Source organism: Prevotella merdae, assembly GCF_900290275.1.
Classification (GTDB): domain Bacteria; phylum Bacteroidota; class Bacteroidia; order Bacteroidales; family Bacteroidaceae; genus Prevotella; species Prevotella merdae.
In genome coordinates, this window is record NZ_LT985323.1 from 1360838 (window position 1) to 1387282 (window position 26445).

Sequence of the window (26445 nt, forward strand, 5' to 3'; positions counted from 1 at the left end):
AATGTTTTTTAATTGGGCATTATGTAGCCTTTGTCTTCAGCCTTGTTCACGATTTTAACCAAACGCTTACATTGTGAGGCAGAAGGTAAATTCTGCTTTGCAATGTAGTCTGCAATTCCTTTTATAAAGCTACAATCACCATAAGAAAGAACGTTCTCTTTCATAAGGTCATTGTATACTTTCATCCAATAATTTGCTCCAAGATTGAAAATTTCCACAGATGCATCAATAGCTGCGTCAAACTTATGTGCACGTTTTGCTGCACGTTCTGCATTTTTTGTTTCTTCGATAGACACTAATGTTGACAAGAATGTTTCACCAAGTGTATATTTGTAATCTTGGAAATTCTTCCATACAGCTTGTGTACGTGATATGGTTCTAACGATACCTCCGTTTGCTTGATCCATCAAGAAGTTATGAGTACAATACGCAAGTCTCAACAATTCTTCTGCCAATTCAGGATAAAGAGTTTGTTTCTGCCATATATAACGCCAGTCAATATCTTTGCCTTTAGGGATGAGAGTCATGAGTTTGGCTATCGTATATGGTACTATCTGGGCTTTGTTACCACCTTTAGGATACCATGAAGCCTTACTAATCAATCCATCAAGAGTATCGAAAAGTATAACGGAGCTAACGCATTTACGGAAGAAATCCTCATTTATACTATCTCTATTCTCATCGTAAATTTTTTCAATAACACCAGCAAATCTATTGAAATTGATTGCAGAACTTTGGCATACTTGATGTGGATTCATCAGTATTGTATTGTAACATTTTGCAAGCTTTTCCTTTTTGATGACTTGATTCTTAGGATGCATCTCACAAAATTTCTTTTTCTGTGCTGGTGTCAGTTTCATTTGTTCCTGTTCCCATTTGCCTCGCGAACGCTCATAAAACCATATCGTTTGATATGGATTTCCATTTACAGGAGGTGCCATTACCTTTTTAGACAATTTTTCCATTAACACATGGAATGGGTGGTTAGAGAAAAAATCAGCCTCAGAAACAGCATTTTGGCTATTTGCACATTGTGAAATAGTCTTTGTTATGCTGTTATATTGCTCTACTTGTTCTTCAGACAAATCATTTTCAACATTCAAGACTGTCAATTTCATCGGAACATACAAATTATCCATGCCATAGCGAGCTTCTTTTTTAATGATGGCATTAGCCAAAGAAGCCGTCGTTTGACCTCCGTTGATAATTTGCAGATCCTTAAAATGTACTATTTGAGTTTTATCTGCAGAAAATGAAACAGAACGAGCAACAACAGCTATACCATTATTGAAAGTGAAGAAATTCTCAGGATGATTTATGATAGTATCTCTAATTCCTTTGTTGACTTTTCCTCTTACACTTAAAAATGCTCGCACATTGCCTTGTAGTAGTTTGCTTCCATATTTTAGGTAAATGTCAGCAAGAAACTTACCTGGCACAATGCCAAGATAGGCATCATATTCACTGTCAACTCCAATGTCTGCTTTTAGACACTGGATACCATCACAACCAAAGTCAGTAGTATCTATTTCTATTATCTCACTTGAATTAGAGGCAAATGTTTGATAGAATCGTTCTAATGTCCATACGTTAAGTTCGACAGGACGACCCAAAAATTCAGGTTTAGACAAATTCTTCACTTGCTTGCTTAGTGTGGCATTAGACAATATAAAGAATTTGAAACGAAGGATTTCTGTAGATAGCAATCCTTTACCTATCTTTTTACGAAACTCATTTGCTATAATCAGTGTTGGATCGGAATCGTCACAATATTTGCTGATATTACCTTGTACACATTCATCAAGGAAATTCAACATATGTGTGTATATATCCTCTATACGTGAATTTGTAAGTGTTGGGGTACTATCACGTTCATTGGTAAAATCACTTGCAATCAAAATTAATGCCCCATCAGCTTCATCATATGCGTAAGCATCAAATGCAAGCAATCTATTTCGAGAACCGCGCATCTCTACAGACATTGGTATAGGATCGTTCAACTCTCCGATTTCTTCCAAGTCCGAAAGATATTTCTCTATGAATTGAGTTTCAGGATCAGTGCCTTCATGTTCGGCATTGAATCTCAATTCATCGATAAATTGTTTTCTATATTCCTTGATGTCCATAATTTAAAGATTTGTTCTTTACGAAATTTTAAACTTTTCTATATTTGAGAGTACAATATCATATTGTATTTTAGAAATTGCTTTAGGTAATTTCTCTCTCATAACTCGTGGAAAATCGTTTCCTTCAACTTTATATATATTCATAGCCTTCAAGTCGTATACATAATTGTCATTTTCGGGAGAAAAGTCAAAGCCGTATAGTCCAAGCTTAGCAAGAAAGTAATCCTTTTGGATAGTGGAACTTATAGAGGCAATAATGTTAGTGACAAGTGCATTTAACCTTAACCCATTATATGATGTGCTCATCTTCTCTAAAGCATATACAACAAGGAAACCGCAGACTTTACTGTCTAATTGCTCTACTGACGAGATATGAACAGTCTCCTTGCCTACAGCTATTGTTTTAATTTCATACCATTCTTCATCAAGCGAAAAATCCTTATGAGTCTTTTCTGGGCCAGTCCAACTTTCCAACGCCTTATCTAAACCTTTATCAAGAATCATCACACCTTTAAGAAAAAGTAGCTCACCAATCAATCCCATGATTTCAATCTCTGAGAGATTTCCATGATTAGGCTTAAACAATTGTTTCCAAGAAAAATAGCGAGTTCTTAAAGTGTGATAAGCGGTTTCATCGTCATTGATAACTGCACATGAAGACATTAAATCTTCACAAAAAGTGCAGAAATACTCAAGTAAAGAAGGTTTCTCCAATGAGAATCGTAAGAAAATGTCGTTGTTACAATTGATGTGAGATACACTTATAATCTCAGAACTTTTTGTTTTGGAGATTTTAAAACTACCTCTAAAGTCGAAAGAATAACGGCCATACTCGTCCCTTCCAACATAGATATTAATATTACGATTATTACCTATGCGGATGAAATGACTTGCAGGGATATCTCCTGAAAGGATTGTGAAAATCTTAGTCTGCATCGTCTACCTCCTCTTCTTCTATATCCTCAATATTGAGACGTTGAAAAATCTTGTTTATTTTGTAATGAACAGCATTTTCCATTCCTTGTACTCCTGGCAAACCTATTGCAAAAGCGATAATTTTGTCATTGCCAAGTTCTGTACGGAATTTGGTCATTCGCTCATTCTCGTCAGATGTCGCTTCCTTGGGCGCTATGGGCATGATAATGAAAATTGGTTTCCTTTGCGGCAAGTATTGAAAATATGCTTTCAGTTTAAATTCACGTCCTTCAGTAGGTTCTCCTTTTGAAATCCAATCCTCTGTACATCTTTTTTCAGCAAGCTGTATCTGCTCCTTTGATAAAGCGAATTTGCCTTCTGAGCTACCACTTAATACTCTACGCCTTGAACTAATTTGTACTACATTTCTATTCCCATATTCAATGGAACGTTTCATGCACCTTATAGCTTTTAACCCATCGAAAGAAACATGCTCTTGGCTTTCACCACCTTCTATCACTATATCCCATAGTTCTATTCCTGTATTGTTTGGATCGGATAAGAACTCCAAAATGTTAGGAATGTGGAAATTACCGTTTGCCATTGAACATTTTATGTTTTTAAGAAATGAAATTACTAAATCCTTTGGTACATTCTCGAAGAATCTTGAAGTTCCATCGGATGCATCACACACGTCTTTATTTGACTTTTTAACCAAATCCGTGTATCTGAGAGTGTATCCTCCAGCAAACAATCTGGCTATCAAATCACCTGTTTGTTTAAGGTTATTTCTGTTATGCTCGATGTTAAAACTCACATAAGGTGTATCATAGATATTTCCATAGAATGAATAGCGAACATCTAAGCCAAGAGCATTACGCATCTTATTGGATGCTGTTATCTGTAACTCCACGGAATTGTCTCGAACCTTAATACCAAAATCTTTTGGTGTAAGGCGTTGGTCGTACATATCTTTAATATTGTCTTTCAATTCTTGAGAAGATCTCGCTACTTCTGCATACCATTCTGCACTATTCTTGCTTGTCCAAATTTGGAATATATCATCATAACCAGCACGATAGCCAAACCAACGTCCCATCTGCATTAACACATCAAAAGTTGAAGTGTTACGATAAAAGTAACTTACAAGAAGTCCTTCCAAAGTAAGCCCACGGGACAGGGCAAGTCCACCCACTGCAATGACACGTAAAAATTTATTGTTACGATAGTCAAGAGCACTGCTCTGTTTAGAGCCATTGACTACCATAATTTTAATTTTATCTATAGCATTTAGTATGGCCTGTTTCTGTATGATGCGCTCAAAAGTTATGTCATGAACATGTACAAAATGCTTATTCCAAATAGTTTCAAACCTTTTGTATAAAGGCAAGGACTTATTGCTCTCCGAATCGTCACTAAAGTTGAATCGGATGTCATCTACTATTTTTTCGTGCAATGTTTCAATATGTTCAGCAATATACTTTTGTACTTTTATAAAACGGCTCATATTAACTAACATACTGCGTGGAGAGGAATGGTTTCCTCGTAAATCACGTATTGTATTAGCTAAATAGAAACAATAGACAGCTTCATCCAATGATTTTGGTAGTTGCCCATTCCATTCTTTTTTATGACGGTAATAAAATGTACCTGAATTTAATGTCTCGGCATCATTCTCTACCATATCATGATATTCTTCTGATGTGTAATCAGGTTCTTCTATATCGGTTATGTAGCGAAGATTCCTGTAATAAGGACCATCCTCATAGAATATTTTTTGAGCACCCACATAATTAGATGGTGGCTCTAAAGCATAAATAAAATGTTCAGGAAACAGATCTGCATTTCTCATGCTGTCAACGGAGTCTGGATCTATGAAAACATTTGCGAATGGCGTTGCTGTAAACCCTACATAAGTTGTATCTTTGAATAAGCAACATACTTGGCGTATGAGCTTATTTGTTTTTGTGGGATCCGTTTCGTCTTTCTTGGTGTTTACGGATGCATTGTCTGCTTCATCGTCAATAAGTAACATTGGTATATCAATGTAACCCTTTACTGTATCAACATTTTGATCATATAACCATTTATAAAGTTTGTTTAATACAGATACATTCTTCTTAACGACAAAAACTATAAGTGAGTTTTGTGAATTTAAAGACATGGCAATTTTATCATGGTTGCCAACAAAATCACTTACACATGATGTAAAAGACGTAGCTCTAAGTTGCTTGTTGTCTTTTCCAACACCAATTTTGTTGCTAACCACTTGTTTGCCAACTTTTTTATACGTTATGCCGACAATACTTTCGTCTATACGTTCTTGCGTTTGCTGTCGAAGGCTTTCTGTTATACCAGCAAGGAGTATTACAACTTTATATCCAGCATCAGCAGCTTTGCAAATAAGACCTGAGTATGTGGCTGTTTTACCGGATTGGACATCACCAATTACAAGTCCTTTTCTAAATCTCTTACCCCCAAACAGCTCTTTTGGATTTCCAAGACAATTCATGATGTTAGGCAAAGTTTCTTCATCCAAAAGATTTATACTCTTAATGTTAAAAGAGGGATTTGCCAAGAGAAGACTTTTGTATCTATTCCAAAAGTAAGGATCTTCTATTTTGTCATTGCTGTACCATTCGTTAGCATTGTCGTAATCGTCAAATATAACATGCCCTTTAGCGTGAGTTATCTGGAACTGGTATTCAATATCAGTAAAAAGACGTTTTTTGGCTTTGTCATCACATGAGACTGGAAACAAAGATACAGCTCTATCTATATAAGAACTAATGTTCTCATATTTTACCTCTTTACCAGCGCTTTTGTCAGCGTTGATAAATCCATATGTAATTTGCTTTAATGATAAGTATAAATCGTCCGTCATATTTAACTCTTAAAGTTTTCAATAAGTTTAACTCTTATTTTCGGATACTTACAAAAAGGCTCAGATTTCATCAAGCCATTTATAATATCCTCATACGATTGATTACCTGTAGATTTTAATGTCGCGATCATAGTTACTGCAATCTGAAAGACATCATCGAATCTACTATCTGTTTCTTCACCAGAAATTACTTCATTAGATTTGTCTATATACATTTGTTGTATTGGAATATTCCTTTCTATTTCAGTTAGTAATATTTCCAAATAACTATAATCGGAATCAGACATCTTTTCTCTGACAAATTTGTAAAGTTTACTTTCCCGATTTATCTGATAGAAAAAAGTATTATTACGTCCTTCTTTTCTATCCCAAATATAATCGGTATCATCATCAATCTTTACAGTTCGTCCTCTATAAGTTTGCTGATTCACCGAAATGTTCAACGCTTCAACAACAGTTCTCTTTAACTGATGAAGAATTCTCTTTGGTATGCTGGCATTCTGTTTCTTTATGTCAATACCCCATATGTCATCAAGAGAATTTGGAATGTCTACACGAATACGAGCATTCTTTGTTAGTTCAGCACGTGGTTTCATACCAAACCAAGTTCCCCATATAATCAAACGATTATTGCGGTAAATATAAAAACCTTGTTTAGTTCTAAGGTTTTCTATTCCACCAATAAGTTTCTTATCGCTTTCACTCATGTCTGTAGCAAACGGCAAGACAAAAGGCTTGATATAAATAAGACGCTCCTTGCCTTCACTATCATTTATGGCAATGGTACGCTCCTTTTTATAGGTTGTCTTGGGATGATGCTCTAAAAAAGGATCAAGTGGTTTAACAGACTGTTTGTTGATGTATATCTTTAATTTTGAAGTTGTGGTTTGGGACAAGAATCTATGATAGATCAATGCCAATGTCTTTTCAAGAGATTTTCGCAAATCAATAAGTGTTTCATATACTTGTCCATCACTTGATTTGGATATAACATCGAAATCCTGCCAAAGCACAAGTGTTCCTTTCTTATTTTCTATCAATGAGTTTATATACGGAAGTTTACTTATTTCATTTTCTGTAAGTTCTTGTACAATCCAGTCCTGTTTCTTCTGAATATAAATATAATCCCATGTATAAGCGTTGAGATTTGAATTCGTGTCAAAACTAACGACAGTTAGATTTCGGCATTGGGAAAGAGAAGCTGCTTTCATTCCCAAACCAAAGCGACCTAAATCATCCTGTTTACGTTCTATTTCTGAAGCCATGCAACCATAACGCATAGCTTCAAATAGTTCATTATCTGTCATACCGTCACCATTGTCCATAATGCCAACAGCTATTGAGTCGAGAGGATTAGTAGGAAATAATATTTTAATGATTGAAGCATGAGCACTGATACTATTATCAATAACATCAGCAACCGCAGACTCAAAGGTGTAACCAATAGAACGCAAAGAGCCCATTAGAGTTGATGCCTTCGGTACATTGATTTTATCTTTGCTCATATTTCTTGTAATTTTTAGAAATTTTTACAATTTGAGAAAAAACTGCTTTTGCAAGCAATGGCGGAACTGCATTTCCTATTTGTTGTTGTATGTGAGATATCGGGCCTTCAAAGATAAAGTTGTCTGGGAAACTTTGTAAACGGGCTGCTTCTCTTACGGAAAGTCCTCTATCCTGATATGGGTGAATCAACATACTTTTACGATAGTTTGATATTACAACAGAAGGTTTGTTTGCAACAAGTCTTTTGTAAATTCCACTATGACAACGCCTCTTGTCCGCATAATTTTTCATCAAATAATCAGGAATGTTGCGCCAATTTCCACCTTGTGGAATATGCCGATACCTTTCTATAACAAGTTCATTGTTGCGTGACACATAGTTCTGTGTAGCAACATCTGATTTCTTGCGCATTTGTTGTGCATAATCACTGGACTGCTCAAAAGGTATCATGTAAGGTGCTTCTGCAAGCATTTGTCCATTAGCAAGTATTGGTAAATCTGCTATAGCTTCTTCAACAGTGACTTCATAATCAAATGGTTTTGGAAATTCGAATTCTATTCCATTCTTATTCCCAACCATAAAAAAACGGTTCCTTTTTTGTGGTACTCCATAGTCAGAAGCCCACAGGACTTCAGATTTCACTTTGTATCCTAATTCTTGGAAACAATTTTCAATCATGGTCTTTGTTTGGCCTTCATTGATGTTGGTAAGCCCCCACACGTTTTCTAAGACGAACCATGTAGGTTTAATTTCTTTAACTAATCTTACAAATTCTAAGAATAAAAAATTATTCTTATTCTCCATATTCCTTGTCCGTGTATTGGAAAGGGAAAAGCCTTGGCATGGAGGCCCTCCCATAATTACAAACACAGGATGATTTTTGGAGATAAGATCAGATGATTTTATATCCTTAATATCACCTTGGTGTACTTCTGCCCCCTTGTGATTTCGCAAGAAGGTTTTAGCTGCACTTGGATTAATTTCTACAGCATGACTGATTTTTATTCCAACCATTTCTGCACCAAGACTTAGACCTCCTGCACCAGAAAAAATATCTATTCCGTACAGCATTGTTTTTTGTTACTCTTTATTCATTTATTATAATTCAGAATTTGTTTTAACAACATTCTATTATGTTCATTACAAGTGACAGATTATCTTTTAAAAGAATTGTCAATTATTGACTACAAAAGTAAGAAATCTTATTCAGACGAAAAAATAAATAATTGGAAATCTTTACTTCTAGCATCACATTCCTGTAATTTGAGGCGATTTGTAGCGTTACCACAAATCGCCTCAAATTGTCATTATCTGGATAAACCTTGTGACTTCTTTTTTGGTTAAGCTCCTAACCCCAACTTCTGTGTTCCGTCCCAATTCGTAAGTTGGTCAGCACAACCATTGGAGCCACCGAGTGAAACGTATGTATCTCTCCGATAGTTGCCACAACCATTCCAATACATGCTCACGAGAAATCTTTCAACTGCAAATTTTGCTCCTTGTGGAGAGCGAAGCGCAATGTTGGATTTTGTGGCAGTAGCCATAATACCATAATAGATTGCTTTGCTTCTTTCTCATAGAAATCTATACTGTCAGTAAGAGCGAAACTTCTTAGGCTATCTTTGCCATTAGTGACAAGACTATCGAGCACTGATTGTCGTCTGTTTTCTCTTGCTTGCTCTTCACGCTTCGCCTCTTCCGAAAGACGAGTTTCTTCTTCCTTTCGAGCATTGACCATCTTTGCAGCATCGTTATACTCAGGTTCGTTCCATATTTCGTTCCACTTGTAGGAGAGTTTTTAGGATAAAAAAAACTTGACCATGACTCTTGTTAAAATCATAAAACAAGAAATCATGGTCAAGCTCTAATAGAGACTTCATGGGTCTCTTTCAAGTAAACGTGAGCTACTTAATAGTGCGTCACGTTTCTTACTGAAAACAATCAACTAAGTTTAATAAACTCGAAATCATACTTGCTGCAGTTGCTCTTTTTGTAGTCAAACTTGTACATGCGCATATACTGCTCTTGTATTTCTTTCGCTCCATTATAGAAATGGTCTGATGTGTACTAAATAGCCTTTGGGGTGTCTAAATTTGAGGACAAAGATAGTGAATCGGTATGAAACAATCAAGTCCATAATGGTTCATAAGGAAAAATACTTGGTTCTTGCGGCCAGATAACAATGTTATAGTATTCGCAATGCAATTGCCGCGCATGCCTCTGCATCCGCCAAAGCATGATGATGATTGGTTAAATCGTATCCGCAACGTGCGGCAATAATATCAAGGTTGTGATGTCCTTTGGGCCATACTCGGCGTGATGCTATGCAAGTGCAGTAGAACTCGTAATCGGGATAATCCATTTGATAGACACGGAATACGGCTTTTAGGCAACTCTCGTCAAAGGATTTGTTGTGGGCTACGAGCGGAAGGCCAGCTATCTTGGGTTCTATCTGCTTCCATACTTCAGGGAATATTGGAGCTTTGTAGGTATCAGAAGCACAAAGGCCATGAACCTTACTACACCAATAGTTGTAATACTCAGGCTCAGGCTTTATTAGCGAGTAGAACTTGTCCACTATCTTGCCATCACGAACTATAACTATGCCAACAGAGCATACCGAACTGCGCTCGTTGTTGGCTGTCTCGAAATCTATTGCTGCAAAGTCCTGCATGTAAGATGTATTTATTTATATTGTACGAAAAAAACAACCCATAACACTTTGGGAGTATTATGGGTTGTGGATATGTTTTTATTAACTTAATCCTCTACAGGAGAGAACTCGTCCTTTCCTACTGAGCAAAGAGGACACTCGAAATCATCGGGAAGTTCCTCAAATGGTGTACCTGCTGGTATTCCAGCCTCTGGCACTCCTACAGCTGGGTCGTATACCCAACCGCATACGTCGCATACATACTTCTTCATAGCTTGTTGTTTTTTAGGGGTTTGTATAATTAGAAATTATCTACATGTAGCTCAAAGTAAGACTTTGGATGTGAGCAGGTAGGGCAGATTTCAGGAGCCTCGGTTCCTACTACAATATGTCCGCAGTTGCGGCATTCCCATACCTTAACCTCGCTCTTCTTGAACACTTCCTGAGCCTCAATGTTGTGCAGTAGAGCACGATAACGCTCTTCATGACGCTTCTCGATAGCAGCAACAAGGCGGAACTTCTGTGCCAATTCATTGAAGCCTTCCTCTTCGGCAGTCTTGGCAAAGTTTTCATACATATCTGTCCATTCATAGTTCTCGCCTTCAGCAGCAGCTGCAAGATTCTCGGCAGTATTGCCAATGCCACTAAGCTCCTTAAACCACATCTTGGCGTGTTCCTTCTCGTTGTCGGCAGTTTGCTGGAAGATAGAAGCTATCTGCTCAAATCCGTCCTTCTTTGCACGTGATGCGAAATATGTATACTTATTGCGAGCCTGTGATTCGCCTGCGAAAGCAGCAGCGAGATTCTTCTCTGTCTGTGTGCCTGAATATTTGTTTGCCATAGTCGTATTTTTTTAATGTTATTGTTTTCTTTATCTGATGCAAATTTACTGATAATCATTAGATTAGCAAAATAAATATCGGCAAATAGATAGTAAATTTCGGTACTACGACATATTTGTACGCTTATTTTGCTGAAATTTACCATTTGTTTTGTAATTTTATACCCAAATAACAGATATAATATGACAGCAGAAGAACTTAACAATAAATATTCCACCGTGTGCAACATGTCACGCGGCAATGGATTTAGGGTAGAACGTATGCCCGACTTCTTTGAGACAAGTGAGGTAGACGATTGTATGGCGCATGTACATTCGTTCTATGAGATACTATGGTTTCAGGAAGGAACGGGCGTTCATACTGTCGACTTTAATGATTATGAAGTGAAGCCAGGCACTATATTCTTTCTTGCGCCTGGTCAGGTGCATCATTTTGACAGGAAAGAAGGCTATAAGGGTGTGGCAATTAAGATGTGTACCGATATGATGAAGGACAATGTGTCAGGAGGCAATGCCGACAGTCTTTTTCTGAAATATAACTCATTCCATACTTACGATTCTACACCTTATTATATTATAGATGATACAACCGCGCGTATGTTAATGCCATTGGTGGATGATATGGAGGAAGAGTCAAGGCATTACGGCGAAGTGGGTAATGTGGACATACTGAAATCTTTGCTCTGCATATTCCTTGTAAAGATACAGAGATATGGCTTGCATGAGGCAGGCAAAAATCTTGACATGCTAAAACCGTCGCATCGACTGTTTATACAATTTCGCCACATGGTGGAGGAAGAGTATAATAGTCTGCATACCGTTCAAGAATATGCCGACCGCCTAAATGTGGCAGTACGCACACTAAACAAGAGTGTGAATGAATGTTCGGGTAAGTCGCCACTTGCATTCATCAATGAGCGCATCATTCTTGAGGCAAAACGAATGGCTAAATACACTAACATGATGATAAAGGAGATAGCTGCCAGTTTGGGATACGACGACCCCTCGTATTTTGTAAAGCTATTCAAGCGTCAGACAGGTTATCTTCCTTCTGAGTTCCGCGACTTGCAGTAATTTCAACAAAAGGCTACTTTTTGTAAACGAATAGGCGGGTGGATTACGTAAGTGTTAGAATATTGATACGGCAGCCAAATAATCTCTCAACATATTTCTTACTATAAGAAATTTGCTGTACCTTTGTCTTTACATTGGATATATGTGCTTTAAATGCCAAACAATGTGTTGACCTACAGTAAAACAATAATATAACTATAATAAAAACATAACAACAATGAGCAAGTTTAATAGAATTCTTCTCAAGCTCAGCGGTGAGAGCCTTATGGGCAAGCAGAGCTTTGGTATTGATCCAGTTCGCTTGGGCGAGTATGCACAGCAGATAAAGGAAGTGCACGATATGGGTGTGCAGATAGGCATCGTTATAGGTGGCGGCAATATCTTCCGTGGACTTAGCGGAGCATCTAAGGGTTTCGACCGTGTTAAGGGCGACCAAATGGGTATGTGTGCAACAGTGATCAACTCGCTTGCTCTTAGCTCTGCCCTCGGTGCCATTGGCGTTAAGACCAAGGTGCTTACTGCTATTCGTATGGAGCCTATTGGCGAGTTCTATTCTAAGTGGAAGGCTATTGAGGCTATGGAGGCAGGATATGTCTGCATATTCTCGGCAGGTACTGGTTCGCCTTACTTCACAACCGATACTGGTTCGTCATTGCGCGGTATAGAGATCGAGGCTGACGTTATGCTTAAGGGTACACGTGTTGACGGTATCTATACAGCCGACCCAGAGAAGGACCCAACAGCAACCAAGTTTACCGACATAACATACGACGAGATTTATACTCGTGGCCTTAAGGTTATGGACCTCACAGCAACAACAATGTGCAAGGAGAACAACTTGCCTATCTACGTGTTCAACATGGACATTGTGGGCAACCTTAAGAAGGTTATGGATGGTGAGCCTATCGGTACATTGGTGCACAACTAATTATAAATAAAAAAAACATGGCAGTACGGCTTTGTGCCGTGCTGTTTATGTATAATGATATATTGTTCTTGATAATGAAACATTCTTTACGCAGTATTTCTTTAACATTGGCTTTCTTTGCCTTCAGCTCTGCATTTGCACAGGGACCAAATGGTAGCGGTACTTATTATAAGGCTGCTGACGGCAAGAAGGGAAAAGCGCTTAAGACAGCGTTGTTTAATATCATAAAGAGTCCTCATGTGGTTTCGTACAACAGTCTGCAAAACCAATATAAGAAGACGGACCGCCGCGAAGACGGCAAGGTATGGGATATGTATTCGTGTACAACCAACTATAACTTTAGCCAGTGTACAGGTAGTTATAAGAAAGAGGGCGACATGTTCAACCGTGAGCACTCGTTCCCTAAGAGTTGGTTTGGCGGTAAGGTGTCGCCAATGTATTCGGATATTGTACACGTTGTACCATGTGATGGATATGTAAACAATCGTCGTGGACACGAGCCTTTTGGTGAGACTGATGGTGATAAATACAAGTCGAATAAGGGTTTTAGTAAACTTGGTGCCTCGAAGACTCCTGGCTATAATGGTACAGTATTCGAGCCTAATGATGTTTACAAGGGCGACTTTGCACGTATCTACCTATATATGGCAACGTGCTATGAGGATAAGGTTTCCAATTGGAGTTGTCCGATGCTTGCAGGCAATAAGTATCCGGCATATAAGGAATGGGCAATAACAATGCTGCTGAAATGGGCTGCCAACGACCCCGTTAGCGAGAAGGAGATAAACCGCAACAATGCTGTTTATGGTATACAGAAGAACCGCAACCCCTTTGTCGACTATCCGGGACTGGAGCAGTATATCTGGGGCGACAAGCAGGACGTGCCTTTCAGCTACGACAATTACGACAAGCCCACCGGCATATACGACATTCCTACTGTTGAGGCTCCGCGTATTGTGCGTGTCTATACTATAAGTGGCACCATGGTTCGTACTGCCGACAGCGAGGCTAATGCTCTCGACGGCCTTGCCAAGGGTATGTATATTGTCAATGGCAAGAAGTATGTAGTGAACTAATAAAACTTTAGTAATAAAAGAAAAGCGTGCAACTCCAATGAGTTGCACGCTTTTCTTTGTAGTACGCTCGGCATGAGCATTGTCTAACGGGTGAAAGTCCCGAGCAAGCCCTAATAGCGGGAATTGCATAGTCAAAGGCAAGGGTGTTCATCGCGAGATGAAATCTGAAGGAAGCCCAAGACAAACATCTGACCTAACGGACAGAAACTTCATATAAGGCATGTGACCGTGGGTGAGGTTGCTATTCAAACCAAAGCCCAATAGCTATTCGGAACGGTCGGTGTAAATGAAGTAGGTATAAGATGGAAAGACAACGCCCTTATCCGAGGAGGTCTCACGGACGCTTCAAATAGTTGTTTTTACGAAAGAAGTGGAGTAAAGCTTGCCGTGAGAAGTCAGCAGACGTCATAGTAGTGCAACAATCGATAACGTTGCACGAAGGGCTGAACCTAACAATTAAACGATAGTAATTGAAACATACCTTATGAAGGAAAGAATGCAGAAAACATTATCCCAAGTTAATGGCTGCCCCCAAAGAAATAGGTCGGAAACCGAATGGTATGGGGGAGTGCAGACCTTCATGTGGATGTGTGAAGACAACATCGTGGAAGTACCATTCGACAAGGAACACCTTTTCGAGCAAATTCTTAGTCCCACAAATCTCAATCGAGCATACAAAGCAGTTATGAGAAACAAGGGCTGTGGTGGTATCGACAAGATGTCGTGCGAGCAATTGTTCCCATGGCTCCTGACCAATAAGGATGAACTCACCCGTTCCTTGATGGACGGTTCTTACCGTCCGAACCCAGTAAAAAGGGTAGAAATACCCAAGGACAATGGCAAGATGCGCCTGTTGGGAATACCTACAGTAGTAGACCGTCTGGTGCAACAAGCCATCAACCAAGTATTGACTCCCATCTATGAGAACCAATTCTCCAAGACGAGCTACGGCTTCCGTCCGAGAAGAGGATGCCATGACGCACTACGAGGAGCGCGAAGGATAGTCAACGAAGGCTACATATATGTAGTCGACCTTGACCTTGAACGCTTCTTCGACACGGTGAGCCATAGCAAACTCATAGAAATCCTCAGCCGTACGATAAAAGACGGCAGAGTGGTCAGTCTTATACACAAATATCTCCGAAGTGGTGTAATGAACAAAGGTTTGTTTGAAGCGAGCGAGGAAGGAACTCCCCAAGGCGGTCCGCTAAGTCCATTGTTGAGTAACATAATGCTCAACGAATTGGACAAGGAACTTGAACGCAGAGAACTCCCCTTTGTGCGCTATGCCGATGACTCGATGATATTCTGCAAGTCCAAAAGGGCTGCAATGCGAGTGAAGGAGTCTATAACCCGATTTATAGAGAATACTCTATATCTCAAAGTCAACAAGGAAAAGACCGTAGTGTCGTATGTGCGCGGAGTGAAATACCTCGGCTACTCCTTTTATGTGATGAAAGGCGAATGCCAACTCACGGTGCACCCAAAGTCCAAAGCCAAGATGAAGTCAAGGTTGAAAGAACTGACAAACCGCAGCAATGGATGGGGATATGCCAAGAGAAAGCAGAAGCTGAAAGAATACATACGAGGTTGGGTCGGCTATTATCACTTTGCCAATATGAAGCGTCTCTTGCTTGTAACAGACGAATGGTTAAGACGTAGAATACGCATGTGTATATGGAAAGCTTGGAAGAAAGTCAAGACAAAAGTGGCAAACCTCATTAGATGCGGTATCAATAAATACCAAGCATACGAATGGGGTAACACTCGCAAGGGCTATTGGCGAATAGCTGACAGCCCTGTTCTAAAAAGGGCGATAGATAACAATAAACTACGCTCCGCAGGGTATGCTACTTTAATGGAGGCGTATCTCGAATGGTATCCAAAATAGGAACCGCCGTATGCGGAACCGCACGTACGGTGGTGTGAGAGGTCGGAAAACGAAAGTAGGAAGAAAACTGCTTCGTTTTCCTCCTACTCGATCTTGTTCTTCATTTTACTTGTTCTTCTCGTAATATCCAATGGCAGCCTTTATGTTCTTCTGCACTGCTTTTGTGCTGAATGTGGCGCCTGTGCAACCATCTACCTCGGTGCGCTCGGCAAGTTTCTTAGCCTTTGATATCTTGAGGTTGTTGTATAGTGGCAGCAGAAACTGCTTGACACGGGCGAAGTAAGGCACAGTTTCTTCGTTCTTAAGAGCTACCACTTTTAGTATCTTTCCGTTCTTGATGTGCACCTCTACAGGTGTGCCCTTGCGATAGCCGCGAGCCTTGCATATAGTGTTGGTGCGAACAATGTAGGTGCCGTCGGCATGTCGTGTCATCACGTTGTCGGCATGTACGGCGATGGTTGCGAGGAGCAGCAATAGTGTTGCCGCCCCTCTTGATATGTACTTATGTATTGAAAAGATATTCTTTGTCATTCTTTTACTTTGTTTTTTAGGATTATTTCATAGTTACCTGTATACGGTTGCCCGGTGCTGTAAGCAGCTTGCAGAAATTGCGTATGTCATTAGTGGTAAGGCTGTCCACCTTCTTAAGATAGTCTTTGTCGAAGTCGATGCCTTCTCGTAGCTCGTGATAGCGCACATATTCCCACCATCCGTTTGTTAGTATGGCGCGGTTATAGTTCTTGCGCTCATACTCCTTAATCGTCTCTAATTGTTCCTCGGTAGGACCCTCTGCAGCCATCAGTTGCAGCTGTTGGTCGATAATAGGCAGCAGCTCGTCGTACTTGTTAGGGTCGCAACGGAAGCTTATCGTCATCGAACATCCGTCTGTAGGATACTTCCAGAACTGTCCATCCACGCTCACACCATATGTTCCGCCCTTCTCCTCGCGCACCTTTTCTGTGTACACACTACGCATTATCTGCGCCAGAACGTCGAGCTTAAGGTCGGTGTCGGCAGTGTAGGCTATCGGTGCAGAGTATACTATGTTGGTCTGTGCCGATGGTGTAGCCTTCTGTTTGCTGAACACCTTGGTCATCTGTCCGGGCTGAATGTCGAGAATGTGGGGTCCAGGCTTGCAGTCGAGGTTGGTGCTCTTCTTGCCTGGCAAGCTTGCCACGTACTGGCATAGCAGATCTTCGAAGTCGTCCTCACGAATGTCGCCCGTAACTATTAGATTCATACCAGCAAGATTGCTGAAGCGCTCGTGGTAGATTTGGTATATGCGGTCAAAGTCTACCTCGTTCAAGCGGTCGGCAGTCAGAGGTTGAGTGCGCTTGCGTTGTCCATATATTGCTACACGCAACGAGTCGTTGTAGGTAACGTTAGGGCTTGCATTACGGTTGCGCAACATCGACTGCTGCTTGGCAATCATATTCTGGAATATAGCCTTGTCCTTTCGCGGATTGGTGAGGTAGAGGTACATTATCTGCAACCATGTCTTAAAGTCGGATGCTACGCACACACCCTTTACACCCTCTTCTTCGGCGTCGATGTACGGCACCACACGCAACGCCTTGCCACGGCGCTTCTTTTCGAGAGTAAGGAAGTCGAAGTCGGCAGCACCGCTCTCCTTGACCACACTGCCAAGAAATTGCAGGGTAGGAGCGTCAGAATCGGGATAGAGCGAGCGTCCGCCCAAACGGAACATGTTTATGGTAAGGCGGTTAGGCTCGATGTCCGACTGTCGTGCGCTCACCTTGATGCCGTTTGACAGTACATATTCGGTGTAACCATTGGCAGCAACATGCTTCGACAGAATCTTACCCTTCTTTGGCAGCTTCTTCATGAATGTAGGGTCAACCTGCTTTGCAGAGTTGTCGTTGGTGTATTGCTGCTGCTGAGCGTGCTCTATCCATGCCTTAAACTCGTTGGCAGATGGCATGGTGTATGGCTTGTCGTCGTACTGTGTAGGACCGAAGACGATGCACACCTGATTCTGGTTGTCCACCATCTCTCTCATCGTTTGGTTGATGTCGTCGAGTGTAACGGTAGCGGAGAATTCAGCCTCAAGTGCCGCCTCGTATTCTATGTTCATGCAAGGCTCGTCACTGCAGAAGTTGGACACCATATTCTTGGCATATTCAGCGTTGCGTGTCTTGTTCTTGTTGTCCAAGCGGTGCTCTATGCTTACGGTGTGCTGAACCTTGGCATGTTCCAGCTCAGCCTCGGTAAATCCGTAGCGTCTTGCCTTCTCCACTATCTCTATGGCAGCGTCGATGCCAGCCTGCGGATTGTTGGGCATCAGTCCTATGTTAAGGGCAAAAGCATCCTTCTCGGTTGTAACGTAGTAGCTTCCTGCTCGACAACTTGCCGACATAACCCTTGGCTGTGCCTCGTGTGATAGCTGTGCCAAGCGCTGGCGCAGTATGAACATGGCAAGCTTCGACTTGTAGCTGCCAAGAAAAGCCTCTCGTGTTGCTCTCGTTTCTCTTGGTTCGGCGTCGTGCTTCATATAGAGCGAGAGGTTAAGTGTGGGCTGCTCCTTATCGGCTTGGGTGTATACTATCATCTCCTTGTTGTCGGGCACGCTGTAGTAGGTGCGCTGTGGCGCATTAGCTGGTACTGTGTCGGCACCGAAGAGATTCTTGATTTTAGCTTCAATGTCGTCAACATTGATGTCGCCCACAACTATGATGCCCTGTAGGTCGGGACGATACCACTTGTGGTAATAGTCGCGTAGAGTGTCGTAATGGAATGTATCTACCACTTGAATATTTCCCATAGGCAGACAGTCGGCATACTTTGAACCAGCGTATATCACGGGCATTGCATTCTCCATCATGCGCTGCGCCGCCATACGCGAGCGTCGTGTGCGCCACTCCTCGCGTATTACGCCACGCTCTTGGTCTATCTCGTTGTCTTTAAGCAATAGCGAGCCTGCCCAGTCGTGCAGTATAATGAGGCAGGTGTCTGTTACACCATCCTTGCTCACAGGAGCGTTGGATATATTGTATACCGTTTGGTCGATGGAGGTGTAGGCATTGAGGTCGGCACCAAACTTGATGCCGTTGCGCTCGCACCAGTTGCGTACTGAGCGCTCGCCGCCATTGCCGTCAGGAAAATTGCGTGTACCGTTGAACGCCATGTGCTCAAGGAAGTGAGCCAGTCCGCGCTGCTCGGGTTGCTCGAGTATGGAGCCTACACGCTGTGCAATGTAGAAGTCGGCTTGCCCAGGAGTTTGGTCGTTGTGGCGTATATAGTAGGTAAGCCCGTTGGCGAGCTTACCTTTGCGTATGCAACTGTCGAGAGGCAACGTCTGTGCCGATACAGCCATGCAGCTGCCAAGGCACATCAGAAGAGAGAAGATTCGTCTTTGTTTCATATATATATATTAAATGTTATGGTTGGGAAATTGATATTTATTTCTCAACAGTATTATATTACTCGGCTATCTCAATGCCACTGACAGTGTACTTCTTGTTGTTCTTTACAATAACAATCTGTCCGTTTCTCAAGAATACGCCATTGGATGTATTGCCGCTGTTGACATTAGTGTTGCTTATGCCTGTTTCTGTGGAAGGGTCGAGAGGCAGCGCCTTAAGACCGGCATCAATAATGTTGCCCTCGCCAAGAGCGATGGTGGTGTTGCCGCGAAGGTTGCCAATAAACTCGGTAGTGCCAGTTGATGTAACCTCGCCATTGTTGGTGCACGATTCTACAGACACCAGTCCCTCGGCACGTGCCGAGTTGGCTGCGATGCCGGCAACGTACAGGTCTTGTCCGCTAACCGAGCCCTGGTTGCGACAATTCTTTATAACAGTGGCAGCCTCGTCGCCCCTCATCACGTTGCCAACGATGCCGCCAACATTCTTCACACCGCTTGTCGAGCCTCTGTTGGTACAGCCTTCGATGTCTACAGCATAGCTGGCGCAGCTTACGATGCCTGCTGTGTACTGCTTCGACTTGGATGTTCCCTTTGTGTCGTCTACATTACCGTTGTTGGTGCAATACTTTATGGCACCCGAGTAGGAACCCGCAATACCTGCCGAGCCTAAGCCGTTGGTTGTAGATATCTTGCCGCTGTTGGCGCTACTCTCTATAAGATAGTTGTAGGTGGTGATGGTCTTGCCCGACTGCGATCCACCGCAGATGCCCGACGCATAGGTCATAGCCTTAACGTTGCCGTAGTTATGACAGTCTTTTATTGTGCCATAGCCGTTGACCATAAATCCGCATATACCGCCGGCGGCAAAGTTGGTGGCTGTGATGTTGGCATTGTTGGTGCAGTCTTGTATAGTACCCATATTGAGTGAGGCTATAGTGCCAACATAGTTGTAGCTTGTGATGTGGTTGTTCTCGTCGAAGACGATGTTTCTAACGACACCGTTCTTGTCGATACAACCAAACAGGGCGTTGTACTTGCCTGCTGCATTGTTGCTGCTCTCGGTGTGGTAGATGCCGCTGATGGTATGGCCGTAGCCGTCGAAAGTGCCGTCGAAGCCGTAGGCTATCTTGGTAATTTGGGCGTTGCCGTCCTTGCCTATGGCAGGCAGCTGAACGGGGTTGTCTGCCGAACCGCCGAAGTCTATGTCGTTAGTCATCTTGAAGTACTCGCCGGTTCCTTTGTGGTTGGCGTTGCAATTCTTAGCCATTGCTTCGAAATCGGCTGCTGTGCTGATGATGTAAGGGTCGCCTTGTGTACCCGAACCTTTAAGTCCCCAGCTGTTAGATACTGTAGAGCCATCGCTCTGTGCCATAACTGTCATCGTTGCTACGCAAGCGAAGATGAGTGTAAAGATTTTCTTCATATTCTTATTTTTATAGTTGTTTTTAGAATGTTGCCGCTGCCGTTATGGATAGCGTGTTGCGTGTCTGTCCTTTGTTGTCGCCGTTGGTGGCTTGGCGGAAGTTGTACCTCAGAGATAAGGACGGACGTATGGACGTGCCTCTTACGGGCATCTCGTAGGTAATGGCAGCGTGGGCTGCCGCTTGTCTGTAGCTGCCCATTGTGGCTGTGCCTCCTGCCTCTGCCGACCATAACGATCCGCCTCGTGTGGCAAGGCTGCGCCTGGCGCTGACAAACGGGGCTATGATGTGGTGCGAGGCGGTGTATATATCTGGGTATACGTAGGCAGTTTGGCGGCGTGTCCAGTAGTAGGTGCCTCCCGTGATGTGCCACAGGTATATATTGCCCGATGGCTTCCAGTAGGCGTTGAGCGCCGCCGAGCCGTATGTCTGAGCCTTGTCTGCCATCTTTGTAGGCTCGAAGTATTCGTAGTATATGGCAGATGTGCCGTTGGTGGCTGTTGTACGTCGATAGTTCTCGCGTTCGGATGTAAGACGCTCTGTGGTCATGCTTAGGTCAATCCATACCAGACGCTCAGCCCTTTGTATAATGTCGTAGCGCAGATGCAATGCGAGGTTGTCGCCATGGTGCTGCTCGTGCGATGCGCTGTATTGCGACTTACGTCCATAGTAGCCGTTGAGGTGGGTATATGCTATGTCGGCAAAGATGCGGTTGCATTTTGCTTGGGCGCTAACGCCAATGTGTTCGGACAGCAGCGGCAACTTGTTCTTGCTGTCTGTGAATCCCTCTGTGCCGAAGGTCTCGCGTTCGCCATGATTGTTGGCATAGTCAATAAGCGTGTAGTATATCTGGTCGGTGGTGCCGTAGGTCTTAAACATCATCGACTCTGTGCGGCGGCTGTACACCATCCCTATGCCAATGCCACTGTTGTGTGGCAGTGACATGAAGGCATTCAGACTTGTGTGCATATCCATAAGCGTGTTGCTGTGGCGTAGGTCTCGTTGCTTGGCGTATGTTCCGGCTGTGTAGTCGATATGTGCACCAATCGCCAGATTGCGCCATATATTCCAACCTACAGCTCCATCAATGCCGAATGTCTCCATACTCTTATCACCGGCATTGCTGTATGTGTCTTCTACGAGGTCGAACGGCATAAGCTTAAGTGTTGGCATAAGCATACTTCCGGCTGCGCCCGACATATAACGCCTGTTGTATGTGGCGCTGCCATAAGCCACGACCTTGGCAGACAGTCTATAGTACGAGCGCACATCGGCACTGTAGGCATCCTCTCTCTTGCCCTCCGACATGGTATGCAACTTGCCTCCGTCGTGCCGATAGGCGAGGGTGGCTTGCGATATGGTGCTGTCGCCGAAGGTAGTAAGTGCAGCGGCATTGCCGGATGCAAGCCATACGTTGCGCTGCTCGGTAAGCTTGAAGTCGCGTTGTGCCATAGCCGGTAGGCATAGCATACTAACGAAGAGAACAATAATTGGCCTCATAAAAATCGTTCGTTGAATTGTTAGTGTCTTGATATATGGCATGCCCGTCAACGGTCTTTTCCACCTTTCTTATTAAAGAGTGGCCGTAGCCTCCGGTTAGGGTGGCATAGCCGGTATCAAGATCGGACGTTATGCGTTTCTTGCAGTTGGCAAGAGCAGTGGCGTTGTACACCTCCACTGCATCTATAACCCAACTGCGCGGCATCTTAAGACAGGCATACACGATGTTGCCCTCCTTGCCCGTTGGGTATATAATGTTGTCTGGGTTCTCGCCGAATTGCTTTGGAGTGACGCCTTCGGTGCGGAACATTATCACTGCTGGAGAAGTCTGACTCATAGCCCAAGCATTGCCCTTGCCATACTTCACCGCCTTGAGATAGTGTTCTGTGGAGATAACGTCGGCTGGCGATGGATAATACAGGGTGTTGTTGTACTTGCCACCATCGCTGCTTGTAGCCTCAACGTCGTACATACAGTAGTAGGCTGCGTTGGCATAGTTTATGGAGTTGCTGTAGGTAGTTGTGTTGTCAATGGCGCCATGCACGTTTACCACAAGCTCGGTGTAGGGTGCGATAGTGCAACCTTGCTGGAAATACCAGATGCCGTTGAGTGCTGGAATCCAGTTGCTGTCGGCATAGTCGAGCTTGCCTCCATTGAGGAATGAGTGGGTGTTGGCCTCGGCATTGTATGGCTCGACTATACCGAAGCCAACGTTGTCGAGCGATACAGTCTCGGACGAGTTGTTGTACAATATGATGCACTTGTCTATGGCAAACTTGCCGGAGCCGTCGTCCTTCTGACAACCTCCGTTATACAGTTCTTTTATAAGGATAGGGTTGGCCTTCTGCAAAGTGGTGACGCTTACAAGTAGCTCAATAGAGGTGTTGGTGCTGCCTATGGTTACATCGGACACCGCACCGTTGCACACATGGCGGAAGTATTCGTCGTCGCTTACCTTCGACGCGCTTATGCTATATATGCCTGCCGGCAGCGTGAAGCGAGCTATGCCATCGGCATCGGTCGATGCCTCGAAGGTACTGCCAATGCCATTGGTAATCTTCACCGCAACATCGTCAACGCTTTGGCTAAGCCGCACCTCTACGTTGTAGGTGTCTATATGCTCGTCGTAGCTGCATGATGCCAAGAGGGTTAGCACCATAAGCAGAAGTACGAATGGATATTTTATTGTATTGTTCATATTATCATTATATTAAACAGATAAATTCTGAATCATTATCTACAGCAGCCTACAGCTTCACTCTTACCGACGCTCCGTAGTAGAACCTTGGAATGTATCCGCTGTCGAACAGCGACGTCTTTAGTCCGGTTTGCGAATTGCGTACGGATGCCATATTGTTGAGGAAGTTGTTGGCATAGAACGACAGACTAACCCAGCGGCCAATCTCCTTGGTTACAGAGAAGTTGGCAGAGTAGTATGCCGACACATCCTGCGGGTTGAAGTAGTAGGCTGTATTGCTTCTTACTATCAAGTTGCTCAGTTGGCGGTACAGGTTTGGGTCGCTGTCTTTGGCTGCCATCAGAGCCTCGGCAAACGGTATACGTTCCGACGGATTGTCCCATGTAGAGTAGTACTCGGGATACACAGCCACATAATGGTCGGTCTGCCCCGTGTATTTTGTACCGGTAATGTCGCCAGCCTCATTAAGGGCAATGGTTGTGCGGTTGCTCGACAGGTTGCGTCGGTAGTTTAGCAAGGTAGCCTCAAGTCGCATAGTCATTATTAGTCGCAGTCGTGGTATGCGAGCAGTAAGGGTGGTGTTGAGGCTGCATCCCTTGTCCAGTATGCCATTGCTTACTGAAGGTGTGCTTGCTGTGGATGCTGATGTAACGTTGCTGCCAACGTAATAGCCTATCAGTGGTTGTACATTCGAGCCTTCGGCTTGGTCGCCGATGCCGTTGGGACTGCCTGCTATAAGCGTGTTGTCTATGCCGCGGTAGTGGTAGTATTTGCCGTCAAGGCGCAGCGACAGTCCAAAAGTGTGTCTGTTGCTTATGATAGGCATCTCTGCTACCCATTCCAATCCGTATCGTGTCACAGGCGATCCGTTTACATACTGTCGGTTTGCGGTGTACGTATGACGGGTGGAATAGGGCAGAGTAACGGTATTGCCGTTGGTGGCTGACGTTACGCTTACCACTCCAGTTATAGGGTTGACGTTATATATGCGGTCGGCGACGGCAATACCACATCCCTCAAGAGCCGATTGCGACGTTTGGTTGTAGGCAAAAGGAGTATACACGTTCAAAGTTTGGTATGGATTGTACGTGCGGCTCCAGAATGCCGAAACGCTTAATCGTGTCTTGCCGATGCTTGCATCCAAGCCTGCCTCAACCTGATTGGAGTGTTGCCACTTAAGGCGGTCATTGTATATGGCACGTTGCACATTGGTGTAGTAGGCGTAGTATGCCTTGCCGTCGGCAGTGGAGCCAGGGGTAAACACAAGTCGGTCGGTATATGTGTCGGCTGGATAAAGCACCTGGAACGAAGGCAGCTTGACGCTTTTGCCATATCCAGCATGTGCCGTGAGCGACGCCTTTCTACCTTTTATTATATTATAGCGTATGTTGAACCGTGGCGACAGGCTCGCTGCGGTGCCGTATGAGGAGCCGCTTATCATTGTGATGTCGTCGCGCAGTCCACCAACAATCATCAGTGGACCTACCGTAAGCCGTTCCTCAAGAAATACAGCAAGGTTGTGCATTGTGGGAAGGGAGCTGTAGTCGTAAGGTCGCCATGTGGGAGCCAGGCGCATATCGTCGTAATATGTACCTTGTCCGTTATTGCGGGTTGAGTTGAACTCGGCTCCCAATGTAAGCTTGTTTGCCGCTCCAAATATGCGCCGTGTCCACTCGCCTTTAAGCTTAAGTTGCAGGGTCTGCGGCTTTTGGTCGTTGAAGGAGCGCACATACCAATAGCCAGTCGGACCAAGTATTATGCTGCCCGTGCCCATGCCGTCGGCATAGTCCTTGGCTATGGCATAGCCGTCGCTAAGGGTATGTAGGTAGGCTTGGGTAGAAGAGGATGATGTGTTGGTATAGTTTTCTGAGCGTCTGTCTGCAGTTGAGAAGGCAGCCTGTAGAGCCACATTGAATATTCCTGAGCGTCGGGTGTTGCACTGCCAGTCTATTTGTATATTGGCACGTAGCTGATTGTCGCGTTGGCGCTGGTAGGTGTCGCGGAAAGCGTCGGGGTCTGCCTTTGAGTTGTAGCCACCGATGTTGCCCGTAATCCCTGCGGTAAGGTTAAGGCTCGAGCCTTTTAGCCTGAATACCTTATTGTAGGTAGCCGACATGATGTTGCGGCTATAAGCGGTATGTGGCGATGTAATATCGGTGAAGGAGCGTGCGTGCTCAACCGAGAAGTTCAGCGTTCCTGCGTTGTGTCCCAATGCCAAGCCCTTGCTAAGCGCCACCTGACGTGTGTACGGATTAGTGACTGCCTCCACAATCCATGGTGTATGTCCGCGGCGGGTATTGACCTTAACCACGCCGTTGCTAATGTCGCCATACTCAACACCGGGTATTCCGGCTATCACCTCAATGCTTTCGATGTTGGATGTGGATATGTTGCGGGTTGAAGCCGACTGTGTCTCGCTCATGCTTGCGTTGTTGTTAAGGCGCACCCCATCTATCTCGATAGCTGTGCCGAATGCAGCGTTGCCTCTTTCGCCCGAATTTGAGCGCAGTGCCATACGCGAGTCGTCCATAAGTGTTGAATTTACGGTCTGTCCGCCAGGCAACAGCGACATAATGTCGTTAAGCGATAGGGCCTGCGAGTGGTCGAGTGTTGTACGGTCGATAGAATAGGTTGTGGTTCCTATTGTCGATCTCTTGCGTGCTGTAACCTCTACGCCTGGAATACTAAGATTCTCTTCTTTAAGTCGGATATTCTTAAGGTCGGTGTTGTGGTTAAGGTTGAATTGTAAGGTTCTGGTGATATATCCCAAAGTCCTTACCTCAATAGCGGTTGGTCCTTGGGGCACATTCTCAATGCAGAATATGCCGTTGGCATCGGTTGTTGCCCACAGCTCAAGATTTAATACCTTAACAATGGCGTACGAAAGTGGTTGCGTAGTGTGGTCGTCGAGTACACGTCCTGATACTCTGAATCGTCCGTCGTTGGCCGTTGCTGCTGCCGATATTATCAAAAAAAGTAATAATGTTATTGCATTCCTCATTGCTTGACAACTTGTCGGTTTAACAATATAACTCGTTGTATTTCAA

19 protein-coding genes and 1 pseudogene are annotated in these 26445 nt (G+C 43.6%); 4 read left to right on the top strand and 16 right to left on the bottom strand.

Annotation, left to right across the window (positions count from 1 at the left end; all coding sequences use genetic code 11):
- Positions 1–8 precede the first annotated feature (8 nt).
- The 10 genes and pseudogenes from C9991_RS05450 to rbr form a co-directional block, all read right to left on the bottom strand.
- Positions 9–2126 carry an AIPR family protein gene (locus tag C9991_RS05450; protein WP_106811549.1) on the bottom strand — a complete coding sequence of 706 codons (2118 nt, stop codon included), beginning with the start codon at positions 2124–2126 and terminating at the stop codon, positions 9–11.
- An 18-nt stretch (positions 2127–2144) separates the two neighbouring features.
- Positions 2145–3062: a PD-(D/E)XK motif protein gene (locus C9991_RS05455; protein ID WP_106811550.1), complete on the bottom strand. Its 918-nt coding sequence runs from the start codon at positions 3060–3062 to the stop codon at positions 2145–2147.
- Positions 3052–5925 carry a Z1 domain-containing protein gene (locus C9991_RS05460; protein WP_106811551.1) on the bottom strand — a complete coding sequence of 958 codons (2874 nt, stop codon included), beginning with the start codon at positions 5923–5925 and terminating at the stop codon, positions 3052–3054. The genes C9991_RS05455 and C9991_RS05460 overlap by 11 nt, the downstream gene beginning before the upstream one ends.
- 2 nt (positions 5926–5927) lie before the next feature.
- A complete protein-coding gene (locus C9991_RS05465) occupies positions 5928–7430 on the bottom strand; it encodes an ATP-binding protein (RefSeq protein ID WP_106811552.1) in 1503 nt (500 codons plus the stop codon).
- Complete coding sequence (locus C9991_RS05470) at positions 7417–8502, bottom strand: DNA cytosine methyltransferase (protein WP_106811553.1); 1086 nt, start codon at positions 8500–8502, stop codon at positions 7417–7419. The genes C9991_RS05465 and C9991_RS05470 overlap by 14 nt, the downstream gene beginning before the upstream one ends.
- 394 nt (positions 8503–8896) lie before the next feature.
- A complete protein-coding gene (locus C9991_RS05475; RefSeq protein ID WP_106811554.1) occupies positions 8897–9169 on the bottom strand; it encodes a hypothetical protein in 273 nt (90 codons plus the stop codon).
- Between the two features lie 203 nt (positions 9170–9372).
- Positions 9373–9468, bottom strand: a pseudogene (locus tag C9991_RS17355) (DUF6140 family protein); the annotation flags it as partial.
- A gap of 148 nt (positions 9469–9616) precedes the next feature.
- Positions 9617–10105: a 3'-5' exonuclease gene (locus C9991_RS05480; RefSeq protein ID WP_106811555.1), complete on the bottom strand. Its 489-nt coding sequence runs from the start codon at positions 10103–10105 to the stop codon at positions 9617–9619.
- A gap of 86 nt (positions 10106–10191) precedes the next feature.
- Entirely contained in the window at positions 10192–10356 is a 165-nt protein-coding gene (locus tag C9991_RS05485; RefSeq protein WP_106811556.1) for a rubredoxin, read from the bottom strand.
- A 29-nt stretch (positions 10357–10385) separates the two neighbouring features.
- Positions 10386–10925 (bottom strand): rubrerythrin, encoded by a 540-nt coding sequence (gene rbr, locus C9991_RS05490; RefSeq protein WP_106811557.1) that lies wholly within the window; start codon positions 10923–10925, stop codon positions 10386–10388.
- 183 nt (positions 10926–11108) lie between these two features.
- On the opposite strand from rbr, the gene C9991_RS05495 reads away from it, so the two are divergent.
- From C9991_RS05495 to ltrA, 4 genes are all read left to right on the top strand, one after another.
- Positions 11109–11999, top strand: a complete 891-nt coding sequence (locus tag C9991_RS05495) for an AraC family transcriptional regulator (protein WP_106811558.1) — start codon at positions 11109–11111, stop codon at positions 11997–11999.
- Positions 12000–12216: 217 nt separating this feature from the next.
- A complete protein-coding gene (gene pyrH, locus C9991_RS05500) occupies positions 12217–12927 on the top strand; it encodes a UMP kinase (RefSeq protein ID WP_106811559.1) in 711 nt (236 codons plus the stop codon).
- Positions 12928–13001: 74 nt separating this feature from the next.
- Entirely contained in the window at positions 13002–14003 is a 1002-nt protein-coding gene (locus C9991_RS05505) for an HNH endonuclease signature motif containing protein (RefSeq protein WP_106811761.1), read from the top strand.
- Between the two features lie 484 nt (positions 14004–14487).
- Complete coding sequence (ltrA, locus tag C9991_RS05510; protein WP_106810824.1) at positions 14488–15894, top strand: group II intron reverse transcriptase/maturase; 1407 nt, start codon at positions 14488–14490, stop codon at positions 15892–15894.
- Between the two features lie 105 nt (positions 15895–15999).
- Here the strand turns inward: ltrA and C9991_RS05515 are convergent, their stop codons facing one another.
- From C9991_RS05515 to C9991_RS05540, 6 genes are read right to left on the bottom strand one after another with little or no spacing between them, the layout of a single operon-like run.
- Positions 16000–16425, bottom strand: a complete 426-nt coding sequence (locus C9991_RS05515) for an FMN-binding protein (protein ID WP_106811560.1) — start codon at positions 16423–16425, stop codon at positions 16000–16002.
- A gap of 22 nt (positions 16426–16447) precedes the next feature.
- Positions 16448–19276: a M16 family metallopeptidase gene (locus C9991_RS05520; protein WP_106811561.1), complete on the bottom strand. Its 2829-nt coding sequence runs from the start codon at positions 19274–19276 to the stop codon at positions 16448–16450.
- Between the two features lie 58 nt (positions 19277–19334).
- A complete protein-coding gene (locus tag C9991_RS05525) occupies positions 19335–20702 on the bottom strand; it encodes a hypothetical protein (protein WP_157949370.1) in 1368 nt (455 codons plus the stop codon).
- Positions 20703–20724: 22 nt separating this feature from the next.
- Positions 20725–22200, bottom strand: coding sequence for a DUF6850 family outer membrane beta-barrel protein (locus tag C9991_RS05530; protein ID WP_157949371.1), 1476 nt, complete (start codon positions 22198–22200; stop codon positions 20725–20727).
- Positions 22172–23398: a DUF4876 domain-containing protein gene (locus C9991_RS05535; protein ID WP_106811564.1), complete on the bottom strand. Its 1227-nt coding sequence runs from the start codon at positions 23396–23398 to the stop codon at positions 22172–22174. The genes C9991_RS05530 and C9991_RS05535 overlap by 29 nt, the downstream gene beginning before the upstream one ends.
- Before the next feature lie 49 nt (positions 23399–23447).
- Entirely contained in the window at positions 23448–26369 is a 2922-nt protein-coding gene (locus C9991_RS05540; RefSeq protein WP_232823242.1) for a TonB-dependent receptor, read from the bottom strand.
- Positions 26370–26445: the final 76 nt, after the last annotated feature.

Bases quoted from the DNA above. Each gene is read 5' to 3' on its own strand.
- C9991_RS05450 (WP_106811549.1), bottom strand. From the start codon at position 2,126: ATGGACATCAAGGAATATAGAAAACAATTTATCGATGAATTGAGATTC.
- C9991_RS05455 (WP_106811550.1), bottom strand. From the start codon at position 3,062: ATGCAGACTAAGATTTTCACAATCCTTTCAGGAGATATCCCTGCAAGT.
- C9991_RS05460 (WP_106811551.1), bottom strand. From the start codon at position 5,925: ATGACGGACGATTTATACTTATCATTAAAGCAAATTACATATGGATTT.
- C9991_RS05465 (WP_106811552.1), bottom strand. From the start codon at position 7,430: ATGAGCAAAGATAAAATCAATGTACCGAAGGCATCAACTCTAATGGGC.
- C9991_RS05470 (WP_106811553.1), bottom strand. From the start codon at position 8,502: ATGCTGTACGGAATAGATATTTTTTCTGGTGCAGGAGGTCTAAGTCTT.
- C9991_RS05475 (WP_106811554.1), bottom strand. From the start codon at position 9,169: ATGGTCAATGCTCGAAAGGAAGAAGAAACTCGTCTTTCGGAAGAGGCG.
- C9991_RS05480 (WP_106811555.1), bottom strand. From the start codon at position 10,105: ATGCAGGACTTTGCAGCAATAGATTTCGAGACAGCCAACAACGAGCGC.
- C9991_RS05485 (WP_106811556.1), bottom strand. From the start codon at position 10,356: ATGAAGAAGTATGTATGCGACGTATGCGGTTGGGTATACGACCCAGCT.
- rbr (WP_106811557.1), bottom strand. From the start codon at position 10,925: ATGGCAAACAAATATTCAGGCACACAGACAGAGAAGAATCTCGCTGCT.
- C9991_RS05495 (WP_106811558.1), top strand. From the start codon at position 11,109: ATGACAGCAGAAGAACTTAACAATAAATATTCCACCGTGTGCAACATG.
- pyrH (WP_106811559.1), top strand. From the start codon at position 12,217: ATGAGCAAGTTTAATAGAATTCTTCTCAAGCTCAGCGGTGAGAGCCTT.
- C9991_RS05505 (WP_106811761.1), top strand. From the start codon at position 13,002: ATGAAACATTCTTTACGCAGTATTTCTTTAACATTGGCTTTCTTTGCC.
- ltrA (WP_106810824.1), top strand. From the start codon at position 14,488: ATGAAGGAAAGAATGCAGAAAACATTATCCCAAGTTAATGGCTGCCCC.
- C9991_RS05515 (WP_106811560.1), bottom strand. From the start codon at position 16,425: ATGACAAAGAATATCTTTTCAATACATAAGTACATATCAAGAGGGGCG.
- C9991_RS05520 (WP_106811561.1), bottom strand. From the start codon at position 19,276: ATGAAACAAAGACGAATCTTCTCTCTTCTGATGTGCCTTGGCAGCTGC.
- C9991_RS05525 (WP_157949370.1), bottom strand. From the start codon at position 20,702: ATGAAGAAAATCTTTACACTCATCTTCGCTTGCGTAGCAACGATGACA.
- C9991_RS05530 (WP_157949371.1), bottom strand. From the start codon at position 22,200: ATGAGGCCAATTATTGTTCTCTTCGTTAGTATGCTATGCCTACCGGCT.
- C9991_RS05535 (WP_106811564.1), bottom strand. From the start codon at position 23,398: ATGAACAATACAATAAAATATCCATTCGTACTTCTGCTTATGGTGCTA.